Raw genomic sequence first — 11,130 nt, forward strand, 5'->3', positions numbered from 1 at the left:
GAAACCCACGTGGGAGCCCTGACACGGGCGGCAGGATGGCCGCATGGACCGTGAGGATATGAGGTCGGGCGAGGCGCGGCCGGTGCTGGTGCGGGTTCCGGTGGAACCGGTCGAGGCCGCCGTGGAGGCGGACGCGGTGGACGCCGCGATGCGGGCCTCCGATATGGCGGTCCGTGGGCCGCTGTTCGGCGTCGCCACGCAGGACGCGAACGACGGGCCCCGGTGGCGGTTGGTGGTCCCGGTGACGAACGGCTGCCCGCAGACCGCGCGCGACGGACTGAACTCGCTGCTGTGGTTCCGCGCGAAGGACGAGGCCGGCGACAGGGCGGAGCGGCGCGCCCTGTTGGCGGCGGTCGCCCGGCTGGAGAGCGAGCCCGTCGACGAACTCACCGTGCTCGGCACCCGCTACCGCGTCGTGCGCGCGGAGGAGTACGCGGGCATGGGCCCCGACGGCTTCGAGCAGCCCCGCCCCACCGATCCCGAGCCGCTGACCCCCGACTGGAGCGCCGGCGCCAGGGAGGCGGAGGCCGACGACGGCCTGGTCCTGGACCCGGACGCGCCGGTGACGCCCACCCAGGCCGCCGAGCGGCTGTCGCTGCGCGGCCTGACCTACGCCGGTTCCCGGTACCCCGACCACGTGCTGCGCGACTCGCGTCGCGCGCTGCGCACCCATCCCGACGTGCTGTTGCTGCCCGTGATGTTCAAGATCGTGAAGCGGGCCGGCGCGGGATGGGAGTCGGACAGCGGCCTGTTCGTCAGCGCGCACGGCGCCCGCAGGTCGTTGGACTTCTCGCTGACGTACTGGGAGCCGCGCAGCCGTGGCCTCATCCCCCTGAACGCCGACCGGCACGTCGACGCCCGCACCCGGGCCGCCGAAGGGGCCGACGCCGGGGCGGGGGAGCTGGCCGCCTATGCCGAGGCCGCCGATCGGCTGCGCGAGGGCCGGGTCAACGAACTGGAGGTCCTGGGCACCCTCTACCGGATCGGCCGCATCCGCCGCCTGCTGCGCTGGGGCCCCGACGGTCCCGAGGGCCCGCGCCCCTCCGACGTTAGCCATCACGAGCCCGGCGCCCTCCACCCGGTGCTCGACGAGGACGGAACCATCCACTTCGACGAGGACGACGAGGACGAGGGCGACGACGCCTGAGCCGCCGAGTCCACCGTCGGGCGGTGAACGCGGGGGGCGCGGTGAACGCGGGGAACGCGATGAACGCGGGGAGCGGGACCGGCCGTTGAAAGCGTCGGCGTGTTCAACGGGGGCGTCCGCCGTGGTGAGGTGGGGCCATGCTGCTGCCCACCAACGCCACGCTGGGCGTGGTCGTCGCCGTCCTGCTGGTGGCCGCCGCAGGGGTGGCGGCGTTCGCGCGACTGACCCGGGACGGTGACGCCGGTACCTACGCGTGGCCGATCGTGCGGGCCGGGCTGCGGGCGGTCGCGCAGCTCGCGGTCGTCTCCCTGGTGATCGGCTGGATCGTCGGGCAGACCGCGCCGCAACTCGGCTTCGTCGCCCTGATGTTCGCCGTCGCCTCGTTCACGGCCGGTCGGCGCATCACCTCCAACGCGACCTGGCGCAGGGCGGGTTGGGCGATCCTGGCCGGCGTGGCGCCGGTCGTGTCGCTGGTGCTGGCGACCGGCCTGGTGCGCCCCGACTCCTTCGCTCTCGTCCCGGTCGCCGGCATCCTGATCGGCGGCTCGCTGACCTCCACCACGCTGGCCGGCCGCCGGGCCCTGGAGGAACTGGAGGCTCGGCACGGCGAGGTCGAGGCCGCGTTGGCCCTGGGCCTGTCCGAACGGGAGGCGCGGATGGAGATCGGGCGCACGGCGGCGGCCAGCGCGCTCGTCCCGGGCCTGGACCAGACGCGAACGGTGGGCCTGGTCACCCTCCCCGGCGCGTTCGTCGGCATCCTGCTGGGCGGCGCCTCGCCGATGGAGGCCGGCGCCGTCCAACTCTTCGTGCTCATCGGCCTGATGGCCGTGCAGTCCGTCTCGGTGGCCACGGTGCTGGAGCTGATCGCCCGTGGCCACCTCCACCGGGACGCGACCGAACGGTGAGCGCCGGGCGGCCTTCGAGACGGCCGGTCCTCGTTGCCTCCCTCCGGTGTGGACAGGAACCGCGCGCATCCGAAGGGGCCCGGCGCCGGAACCGGCTAGGTGGTCCTGTCCGTGGTCCTGGTCGTCAGCCAGGTGTCGATGACCTCGGCGACGAGGGCGGCACCTCGGCTGTTCTGGTGGATGTGGTCGGTCGTGAGCACGAGACCCCGGCGGCGCGAGATCGTGTCCAGGCTGCGGCGGAGCACGGCGTGCCGGATGAGGACGCCGAGGCCCGCCGCGGGCGTCGGCTCCCGGTAGGGGACCGGCGGCGGGTCCGCCCGGCGCAGTTCCTCGATCTGGCGTTCGTGGAGCGGGAGGTAGGCCGCCGCGCTGGCGTCGGCGACCTCGGCGATCAACCGGCTGTACGCCTGCGACGCCCGCGCCGCCGCCCCGTCGGGTCGCTGGCCGAGGACCGGGAGCGACAGCAGACCGATCGCCGCGTCGGTCTCCGTTCGCAGCCGTTCGACGACGGCTCCCAGGCACTGCTGGAACCAGCCCGCCGACGGGCGCTCGGGGAGTCGCTTGCGCTTCATGGCCTGCTCGACGGGGTAGCCGGCGAGGCTCGCCCGGGCGTCGTTGGTCCCGATCAACACGGTGATCACGTCGGGCGGGTCCACGACGACGGCGTCGAGGCGCCGCAGGAGGTGGTAGGCGTAGTCCCCGTTGGCGCCGAAGCGGACGAGCCGCACCTCGCCCGGAGGGCGGCGCCGTTCGACAAGGTCCAGATAGTCGACGCTGAGCTGCGCGCGGGTGAGGCTGTCGCCGAGGCAGGCGACGCGGGTCGTCACGGCGCCTGGGTGCTGGGCGTGTTGCCGACGTGCTCGGTCGGGCTGGTGTCGGTCCGGGGACGGTGCTCGGTGCCGAGGCCGGGGGTGATGGTCAGGATGACCGCCGGCCCCGCCATGTCGACCGCGTGCCAGGCACCGGCCGGGTTGACGGTGGCTTCGCCCGCCCCCAGCACAACGCGTTGGGCCACCCCGGCCACGTCGCGGATGACCGTCACCGACCCGCTGAGGCAGACGACCATCTCATCGCCGGAGGGGTGGCGCTCCCAGTGGTCGCCGGGGCCTTCGCCGTCGATGATCGTCACCAGCCGGCCCTCGGCGCCGTCCGCCGCGACGGCGGCGCCGTAGGCCCGGAGCACCTCCGGGTCCCAGGCGAAGCCCTCGACGGGGTTCGCGCTCGATCCCAGCCCGAGGTGCACGGGGGTGGTCCGCAGGTCGATGGCACGGTGTGCGTGGTTGACGAGTCTCATGCCGACGATCGTCACAGGCCAGCGCTCGGGCGGTCTTGAAGGAATGGGAACGGAAGCCCACGCGACGGGCGGCCGGCCGGCGACCACCCGGCGCGGCCGGCGACCACCCGGCGCGGAGGGCGACTACCCGGCGCCGAGCAGGACTTCGCCGCGACGCCAGACCGTCGGCGACCGGCCCGTGAACTCGCGCCAGTCCCGGACGAGATGGGCCTGGTCGGCGTAGCCGGAGGCGGTCGCCACATCGGTCCACGGGAGCGTGTCGTGCGCCGTGGCCAGTTCGTGCGCGTGCTCGAAACGCAGAACGCGGGCGAAGGTCTTCGGCGACAGGCCCACCTCACCGCGAAACCGCTCGGTGAGGTACCGGCGACTCCAGCCCAGTTCCCCGGCCACCGCCCCGACCTGGACGCGGCCCCGCGCGGCGACGAGGAGGCGCCAGGCCCCGGCCACCTCGGGGCGGACCCGCGACAGGGGGTCGCCGCCGACCTCGCGGCCGACGGCTCGCAGCAGCAACTCGTCCAGCACGGCGAACCGCGCGGCCCAGGCCGTCGCCGCCCGGAGCCTGTCGACCAGTTCGATGCCGAGCGCGCCGAGAAGTTCGTCGAGTGGGACCAGCCGGTGGGCGAGCGCGGCGGCCGGCATCCCGTAGACGGCCCGGGCCCCGAGCGGTGTCAGCGACACCTGCACGCCCTGCTGGCGTCCGTCATGGTGGATCGCGACGGACCGGCACATCAGACCGCCCGCCACGCTGTCGAACCGGGTGACCGGTGACCCGTCGTCCACGCCCGCCGCGACCTCCAACGGGTCGGACAAACTGATCACCGTGGTGAGCACGTGGCCCGGCGGACCGCAGTGCACCCCCGCCGGGAATCCGCGAAGGTCGAAACCGGTATACGAGCGGACGTACCGCCGCAGGGCGGGGGCCGGACGGGCCTCGATCATGGTGGTCGTAGGGTCCTCCACCCTCGGCAGTCTACGAACCGGCCGCCGGCCACCGCCGGGCCCCCGGGCAAGCGAAAAGCGCTCTGACCGGGGTTCGACCCCTGTCAGAGCGCTTGTTCCACCGTCGGGACGACAGGATTTGAACCTGCGACCCCTTGACCCCCAGTCAAGTGCGCTACCAAGCTGCGCCGGTGCTGCGCGCGGCGGACCAGCGCTGATGTCGCCCATTCCAGCAGGTCAGAGCCCAGGCAGCGTACCCCCGTCGCTCGGCGGGCATTCTGCTGACAGTCTCGAATCACTCTGCCGACAGCCCTCAGGGCCAAGATCAAGACCCAGATAGGACCCAGAACGGAAGCAGCCCCCTCGCAGGTGGAGGGGGCTGCCCGTGCCGGCCTGAGAGGCTGCCCGTGTCGCCGGCACGCTTGACCGCGCTCGAACGTGCGTGCGAGCGCTCCCAGCGCCCCAGCCTCTCGCTTGATAGATAAGTCGTCAACAACCCTAGCAAGATCAATAACTGTACCAGCGATGGTACAGACTCCATGATCACGATCCGGTGGCGTGGGGCGGGTGCCCCTGCCCGCCGACGAACGCCGCCTCGCCCGCCGCTTGGACGTCGGCCGCCGCGTCCGCGCCGCCCGCCTCCGGGCCAACCTCTCCCAGGGCGACCTCGCCCAGCTCGCCGGGCTCGACATCAAAACCGTGAACCGCATCGAGAACGGGCTGACGTCCCCGGTGCTCGATCACCTGCTGGACATCGCCGACGCCCTCGGCGTCCCGCCCGCCGTGCTGATGCCGGGTGGGCCGGAGCCTGGGTGATCCGGGCTCCGGCCCTGGGCCCCGCGCGGCCATGCCCCAGGCCGCGCGGGGAGTCGGGGGGTCAGCGGCGGAACCAGCCGCGCCGCGCGGGAACGTCCTGCTGTTCGGCCGGTTCGGCGCCGCCTGTCGCCCGGCGGAAGCACCCGTCGCAGATCCCAGATTTCGGCGCGCTGCCGTCGGAGTATCGCTGCACCCGCACCTGCGTCGAGCAACCGCTGGTGCCGCACGGGACGATCGCCTCGTCGTCTCCGCTCTCACTGCTGCTCCTGCGTCCGAACACGGCGGCGTCCTCTCTGTCGGCTCTGTCGGCCCGGGCGATCGCGTGCACGAGGGTCCGCGTCCACCACCAGGACGCGGCCAGGTAGGCGGCGGCGAGGGTGGTGGTGAGGGCGAGGACGATCACGCGGTCTCCGGGGTGTGGGGTGGCCCGCCCGCCGACGGGGGTGCGGCGGGCGGGCGGGTCCTGCGCCGGACGACCGCGCGGCGCAGGGGTTCGTGGGTGCCCGCCCCGCGCCGAGGTGGGGTGGCGCGGGGCGGGCGTCCCGCCGGCCGAGGCCGGGCAGCTCGGGGGTACGGCTGAGCCACCGGGCGACGGGAGCGTGGGGGCCGCGCTACGGCGGCGGGGTGGCCTCGTCGGCGCACCCGAGGTGGGCGAACAGGTCGTAGCGGAAGCCGTGCCGGTCGTCGACCTGGCCGACCGGCACGGCGGTGCGGGGCGGCATGTACTCGCCGCAGCGGACGCAGTCCAGCCCGATCCACACCCGGCGGGGAAGCCGGTCCAGGTCGATGTCGGCCAGGGCCGGCGGGATGGGTATGGGCTGGCAGCGGTGCGGCGTCGCCTCGGGTCGCACGGAAAACTCAACGCGGCACTTGATGCAGGCGGTGACCGTGCCCGGCACGGCCGCCGTGGTGTCGGCGGCGGTCACCGGACCGTCCTGCTCAGCACTCGGGACAGCGCATCCAGCAGCACATCCGGGTCGGCCAGCGGCCCCGGCCGGGGCGCGATGCGCCAGCTGGTCGCCGGCCCGCCGTCCCACCGCTCCCACACCTCCGTCGCGGCGGGCACCGTGAGCCGGCGGGCGGCGCGGGCCGCGCGCAGCACGTCGACGTGGCGCAGGTCGGGCCAGTCGCCGGCCGCGCCCTTCGGGATCAGCCAGGCCACGGTCACGTTGGCCTGATTGCGGATGACGGGCTGGGGCCGCTCCATGGCGGCGACCAGGTCCATCCCCAGGCCGAGCGGCACCCGCGCCGCGTCCCAGTGGACACCGGCCGGGAGCACGGCCGCCCCTTCGGCCGTGCTGGGCATCCAGGCGGGCGCGGTCACCGCGCGGCCCTCGGTCTCCACGTCCATGCCGTTCCTCCCACCAAGGCGTGTGCCAAGGACGGTAGGAGCGGGGCGAGATCAGCCACCAGCGTCTTGCGGATTCTTGCGGAGATTCACCCTGCAAGGGCACTGAGCGCGGCCGCGACCAGGCGACGCGCGTGCTCGCCGCGCACGGCCATGTCCATCAGCCTTGCGTGCGCCCGAACATAGAGATCAACTTCACCCGGCGCCGTCACCGTTACCTGGGCAGCCAGCAGTTCGACGTGAACACGGGAGTCGTCGAACATGGTGAACGCCTCGGTGACCCACTGCGCCCGGCTTCGAGCGGAGAATGGGACGATCCCCAACGAGACAGCCGGCAGCGCCATCGCGGAGAGCAGCGCGCCGAGCTGACCCGCCATCACCTCCGGGGAACCGATCTGGTAGCGAAGAACGGACTCCTCGATGAGCATGGCGAACCGGGCCCGCCCCTGGCGGATCACGTCCGACCGGGCCATGCGTGCCTCCACGGCCTCGGCGACATCGTTCGGAGTCCCCCGGAAGTCGGTGATCGCCGCCATCAAAGCCGTGGCGTACTCCGGGGTCTGTAGCAGGCCGGGCATCACGTGCGACGAGTAGGTGCGGAACAGCCGGGTCCGCTCGTACAGCGGAACACGGGACTCCTGAAGCTGTCGTAGACCGCCGCGCTGAAGGCGCTTCCACTCGATATACATGCTGTCCGCATCGCGCGATGCGGCGATGAGGTCGGCGACCTGGTCGTCAGCGCCACAAGCCCTGCACCAAGCGCGGATATCCGCGTCGGACGGGGCCGCCTTCGCGTGCTCGATGCGGCTCGTCTTGGCAGGATGCCAGCCACACGTCTCCGAGAGGCGATGCGCCGTCAGGCCAGCGTCCAGGCGTAGCCCGTGAAGCCGATCGGCGATGGCCTTTCGGGCCGCCTGGACGCTGGACGAGGACGATGCACCCACGATGCCGAGCCGGTCAGATCTGGTAATCGGCGTGCGGAACAGCCCGTTCCCATACCTTCTCGAACGCCGAGGCGCACAGGTCCACTACGGCCGGATCAGTGACCACCTCCGGGCCGCCGCTGGCCCCGTCGCCGCTGAAGTGGTTGAAGCGCACAATGCGGCCGTCGAACAGCCAGAAGTCGTTCCCCGGTAGCGCGATATCGGAAGCTCGGCGCCGAGGGAGCCAGCGGACGTCTTCACCGGCCGCGATGTTGAGCGCCGTTCCGGCGTGCTCGAACCGGATGTACTCGCTCACCGGCTCGGACACGATCCGGGCGCGGCGGATCTCCACGCCCCGCGCGGTCGCATCACGAACGGTGTCGAGCCATGCCTTACGGCGTCCAGTCCCGTCGCGCCGGCTGCTGTCGTCCCCTGCTTTCCAGGCGGCGAACTCGCCAGCTTCGGCGGCGATTCCGTAGACGTCGCGCATCTCCAGATGCACGGCGGATTGGTGGCAGTCAGCCAGCTGCTCGTTGAAGCTCGGCGGCCTCTGCGGCATCGCACGCCTTCCTCAGGATCGGCACCATACGTGCTGGGAGACGGATGACCGCCTCAGTCTCGGGGATCTTCCCGGTCTCCAAGCACTCAGCCTCGGTCGCGCCGTCGGCCTTCCAGCCCTGGACCACGATCTCGGCCTTCTCCTCATCCACCCATGCTGTCGGGCATTCGTCCCCGTCGGTCTTGGGGTCGATGCCCATGAACCGTAGTGCCATGGCGTGATCTCCTGTCGAGTGGGTTGCGCGTACTTGCGGACCATCACCCATCCGAGGAGCCCCGTCAAGAGTGCACTACGGTGCGTGATGGCTGGCAGTCGCGCTCCAGACATGACGAACCGCCCCCGCCGGCCGGAGCCAAGCGGGGGCGATGTCGTCTACCACTGCCGGCGCGCGGGGTCGAGCGCGCCGAGGAGCCCGCCGGTGGGCGGGGCCTCCGGGGTCGAGGTCGGGGAGCACGTGTAGTCCGTGCCGCCGTCGGCGGCCGTGCACCGGTACGTCGTGCCGTCCGGACCCGTCCACGTCCAGCTGCTCGGCGCCGGCCCGGCCGGGCCGCGCTCCCCAGCGGGCCCCCGTTCCCCGGCGGGTCCTGCGGGTCCGGGGTCGCCGGCGGGCCCGGGTGGTCCTGCTGGTCCGGCCGCGCCGTCGGTGCCGTCGCTGCCGGGCGTGCCCGGGTCGCCCGGAGTTCCGGCGGCACCAGGATCACCCGCCGGCCCGTCGTCGCCGTCATCCCCCGGCTCCCCGTCGTCGCCGTCCTCGCCGGCCGGGCCGCGCGGGCCGGTGGGGCCGCGTTCACCCGGCGGGCCGGGCGGGCCCGAGGCGCCGGCCTCGCCACGGCTGCCGGGCGGGCCGGCCACCGGATCGGCGCCCAACTCCTGTACCTGTTCGGCCAGCAGGTCGCGCGCCCGGTTGGCGTCCCGCAGATCGTCAGCCAGCCGGGTCATGGTGATGACCACCCAGGCCAGCACCGCCACCGCCACCAGCACGCCGAGGCCGTAGCCGAGATCGGCTCGTGTCCTCCTCTTCATGCGGACCCTGCCCCCCTGGCTGAGAGGTAGACCTGGAGCAGCAGGAGCAGCACGGGGGCGACGAGGGCGCTGAACGCCAACCGGCGGTCGGCGGCGCGCTTCCGGTCCCGCTCGGCTTGGCCCGCCTCAACGGCCGTCGCTCGCGCGGCGGCGTCGGCTATGTCTTTCTCCAGGGTCTTCATCCGCAGCTCAAAGATGTCGGTTGAGACCTTGCCGTCGAGCCGGCTGGCGAGTTGGTGCAGGTCTTCCTTGAGGTCGGCGTGGACGTCTGCGAGACGTCGCGCCACCTCGCCGAGGGTCGGCTCATCGGCCACGGTCACCCCCTCGTCAGGATCGCGGCAGTCCGGCGCGGGCTGGCGCGGGCGTGGGCGTCTCGGTCGCGCCGGGCCCGCCCGGGGTCGCCACGGCGGTGAGCACCGCGAGCAGCGCCGCGCCGCCGGCGGTCGCGAGGGCCGCCGGCCAGTCCACGCTCAGCAGATCCACCGCGCCGGCGCCCAGCACCGCCACCAGCGTTTGCGCGGCGGTGCGCACGGCGCGCTCCAGGGTGGCGCGCCAGAAGGTCCAGGTCGTCATGGGTCGGTTCCTCTCGTGGTCAGTTGGTGACGTCGAAGCCGCGCTTCGCGCCGAGCTTCTGGAGGCTGGCCTTGCCGGGGATGCCGTCGGCGTCGCGTCCGGTGTAGCCGAGCTTCCGTTGCCAGGCGGCGTAGGCGCTGATGGTGGCGGTGCCGAAGTGGCCGTCGGCGAGGGAGCGGTTGAGGAGCCCTTCGGCGGCCAGGGCCTCCTCGACGGTGCGGGCGCCGGCGTAGGAGACGGGGGTGCCCTGCTTCGGGGGGTCAGTGCGCGCGGCGGCGACCAGGCGGGCGAGGGAGACCTTCGGCCGGGCCGGCGCCGGTGTGCTTGGCTTCCCCTTCCCGGGGATGGCGAGGCGCTGGCCGGGCCGGATCACGTAGGGCGCCGTGATCTTGTTGGCGGTGGCGATGTCATGCCACTTCACGCCGAGGCGCTGGCCGATGCCGGAGAGGGTGTCGCCGGACTTCACGGTGTAGGTGGTGGTGCCGCCGGTGGCCGGCGGGGTGGAACCGCCGGGGCGGGGGGCGCCGGCGCGGACCCAGGCGTACAGGGCGTCGCCGGGGCATTCGGTGGCGCGGTGGTCGCGGTGGCCGGTGAGTTGGGTGCCGGCGCCGCGCTGGCGCAGGTAGTCGATCGCGTCGCGCAGGCCGCCGAGGAGCGCGGCCGGCGCCTCGCCGCTGTTCTTGGCCCACAGGGCGCAGACGGCATAGTGGTTGGCGTTGGCGGTGGTGGTGCCGTTGGCGCCGGACCGCTTCTTCGCGCCCCGCCCCTCGAACATCGAACCGTGTTGGCAGACCAGCAGGTTGTAGGCGATGTCCACGTAGCCCTCGGCCTTGTTGGCGAGGTGGGAGGCGCGCACGGAGCGGACGTAGGCGGCGCACTGGGTGTGGGCGCGGGGGGTGTAGGTGGCGCCGAGCCAGTGCACAGCGACGCCCCGCGCCGTGGTGAGCGCGGCGGCCGGTGACGACGCGGGTGCGCCCCACTGGGCGCGGCTGACGAACTCCATCGGGTGCCCCTCTCATTGGGCATGGCGGTGCGCCCCGGGGGCCTGGTGGTTCCCGGGGTGAGCGGTGGGGGTGGTCAGCCGATGCGCTGGTAGACCACGGTGGACTGCGCCCTGAAGATGGTCTGGTCGGCATGGCTGGCGCCTTGGGCGACTTGGACGCGCGCGACGCCGGCGACGGACCCGATGGTGATGATCCCCTGATCCAGCGCGACCCGGAAATCACCGGGCGGGCTGGAGGCGTCCTTGCCGCCGATGACGATCTGGGTGCCGGGTGCGGGACGGCGAAGCAGCACCGCGCCGCCGGTACCGACGCCGGCCGAGGTGTTCGCCGGGTCGAAGCCGACGATGCCTCGGGACGCGCCGCTGCCGCTCGGCAGCGCCCAGTTCCAGCGGAAGTCGCTGTTGGTCGTAGCGCTGTAGCTGAGGCTGGCCCAGTAGGCGTAGACGGCGCCGGCTACCACGTCCCAGACCAGGTCGGTGGACTGTGGCGTGATGCTGGACGTGATGGTGATGTCCGACGGCTGCTCGACGCGCCGCAGCCGGCCTTCCTCCAGCCGGGCCGCCGTGACGACCATCCCGGGTTGCCATGGCCAAGGCATC

Annotated in this window: 17 protein-coding genes; 3 read left to right on the forward strand and 14 right to left on the reverse strand. The window is 73.1% G+C overall.

The features are described from left to right. Positions 1–43 precede the first annotated feature (43 nt). Both FH609_RS04015 and FH609_RS04020 read left to right on the forward strand, forming a co-directional pair. Positions 44–1,147 carry a DUF5954 family protein gene (locus FH609_RS04015; protein WP_193317987.1) on the forward strand — a complete coding sequence of 368 codons (1,104 nt, stop codon included), beginning with the start codon at positions 44–46 and terminating at the stop codon, positions 1,145–1,147. A 137-nt stretch (positions 1,148–1,284) separates the two neighbouring features. Then, a complete protein-coding gene (locus FH609_RS04020) occupies positions 1,285–2,052 on the forward strand; it encodes an ABC transporter permease (protein WP_139670460.1) in 768 nt (255 codons plus the stop codon). Positions 2,053–2,147: 95 nt separating this feature from the next. Here FH609_RS04020 and FH609_RS04025 read toward each other — a convergent pair whose 3' ends face one another. From FH609_RS04025 to FH609_RS04035, 3 genes are all read right to left on the reverse strand, one after another. Further along, on the reverse strand, positions 2,148–2,879 hold the full coding sequence (locus tag FH609_RS04025) for an SGNH/GDSL hydrolase family protein (RefSeq protein ID WP_139670462.1): 732 nt from the start codon (positions 2,877–2,879) through the stop codon (positions 2,148–2,150). After that, the gene (locus FH609_RS04030) at positions 2,876–3,346 is read right to left on the reverse strand and encodes a cupin domain-containing protein (RefSeq protein ID WP_139670464.1); all 471 of its coding nucleotides are present in this window, start codon (positions 3,344–3,346) and stop codon (positions 2,876–2,878) included. Before FH609_RS04030 ends, FH609_RS04025 begins: the two co-directional genes overlap by 4 nt. Positions 3,347–3,469: 123 nt before the next feature. Further along, on the reverse strand, positions 3,470–4,306 hold the full coding sequence (locus FH609_RS04035; RefSeq protein WP_139670466.1) for an AraC family transcriptional regulator: 837 nt from the start codon (positions 4,304–4,306) through the stop codon (positions 3,470–3,472). 537 nt (positions 4,307–4,843) lie between these two features. On the opposite strand from FH609_RS04035, the gene FH609_RS04040 reads away from it, so the two are divergent. After that, complete coding sequence (locus tag FH609_RS04040) at positions 4,844–5,101, forward strand: helix-turn-helix domain-containing protein (protein WP_226961385.1); 258 nt, start codon at positions 4,844–4,846, stop codon at positions 5,099–5,101. 61 nt (positions 5,102–5,162) lie between these two features. Here the strand turns inward: FH609_RS04040 and FH609_RS04045 are convergent, their stop codons facing one another. From FH609_RS04045 to FH609_RS04095, 11 genes are all read right to left on the reverse strand, one after another. After that, positions 5,163–5,504, reverse strand: coding sequence for a hypothetical protein (locus FH609_RS04045; RefSeq protein ID WP_139670468.1), 342 nt, complete (start codon positions 5,502–5,504; stop codon positions 5,163–5,165). A gap of 208 nt (positions 5,505–5,712) precedes the next feature. Continuing rightward, positions 5,713–6,027, reverse strand: coding sequence for a hypothetical protein (locus tag FH609_RS04050; RefSeq protein WP_139670470.1), 315 nt, complete (start codon positions 6,025–6,027; stop codon positions 5,713–5,715). After that, entirely contained in the window at positions 6,024–6,452 is a 429-nt protein-coding gene (locus tag FH609_RS04055) for a hypothetical protein (protein ID WP_139670473.1), read from the reverse strand. The genes FH609_RS04050 and FH609_RS04055 overlap by 4 nt, the downstream gene beginning before the upstream one ends. A gap of 86 nt (positions 6,453–6,538) precedes the next feature. Next, a complete protein-coding gene (locus tag FH609_RS04060; protein ID WP_139670475.1) occupies positions 6,539–7,393 on the reverse strand; it encodes a helix-turn-helix domain-containing protein in 855 nt (284 codons plus the stop codon). 13 nt (positions 7,394–7,406) lie between these two features. Next, on the reverse strand, positions 7,407–7,931 hold the full coding sequence (locus FH609_RS04065) for a DUF6879 family protein (protein ID WP_139670477.1): 525 nt from the start codon (positions 7,929–7,931) through the stop codon (positions 7,407–7,409). Then, the gene (locus FH609_RS04070) at positions 7,891–8,145 is read right to left on the reverse strand and encodes a hypothetical protein (RefSeq protein WP_139670479.1); all 255 of its coding nucleotides are present in this window, start codon (positions 8,143–8,145) and stop codon (positions 7,891–7,893) included. The genes FH609_RS04065 and FH609_RS04070 overlap by 41 nt, the downstream gene beginning before the upstream one ends. Before the next feature lie 158 nt (positions 8,146–8,303). Then, a complete protein-coding gene (locus tag FH609_RS04075) occupies positions 8,304–8,954 on the reverse strand; it encodes a collagen-like protein (RefSeq protein WP_139670481.1) in 651 nt (216 codons plus the stop codon). Further along, positions 8,951–9,268 carry a hypothetical protein gene (locus FH609_RS04080; protein WP_139670483.1) on the reverse strand — a complete coding sequence of 106 codons (318 nt, stop codon included), beginning with the start codon at positions 9,266–9,268 and terminating at the stop codon, positions 8,951–8,953. The genes FH609_RS04075 and FH609_RS04080 overlap by 4 nt, the downstream gene beginning before the upstream one ends. Before the next feature lie 13 nt (positions 9,269–9,281). Continuing rightward, positions 9,282–9,527 carry a holin gene (locus tag FH609_RS04085; protein WP_139670485.1) on the reverse strand — a complete coding sequence of 82 codons (246 nt, stop codon included), beginning with the start codon at positions 9,525–9,527 and terminating at the stop codon, positions 9,282–9,284. Between the two features lie 19 nt (positions 9,528–9,546). Next, positions 9,547–10,530: a LysM peptidoglycan-binding domain-containing protein gene (locus FH609_RS32065; RefSeq protein WP_139670487.1), complete on the reverse strand. Its 984-nt coding sequence runs from the start codon at positions 10,528–10,530 to the stop codon at positions 9,547–9,549. A gap of 74 nt (positions 10,531–10,604) precedes the next feature. Next, positions 10,605–11,129: a hypothetical protein gene (locus tag FH609_RS04095; RefSeq protein WP_139670488.1), complete on the reverse strand. Its 525-nt coding sequence runs from the start codon at positions 11,127–11,129 to the stop codon at positions 10,605–10,607. Position 11,130 lies beyond the last annotated feature (1 nt).

The sequence above is a fragment of the Streptomyces sp. 3MP-14 genome, from assembly GCF_006334905.2.
Taxonomy (GTDB): domain Bacteria; phylum Actinomycetota; class Actinomycetes; order Streptomycetales; family Streptomycetaceae; genus Streptomyces; species Streptomyces triticirhizae.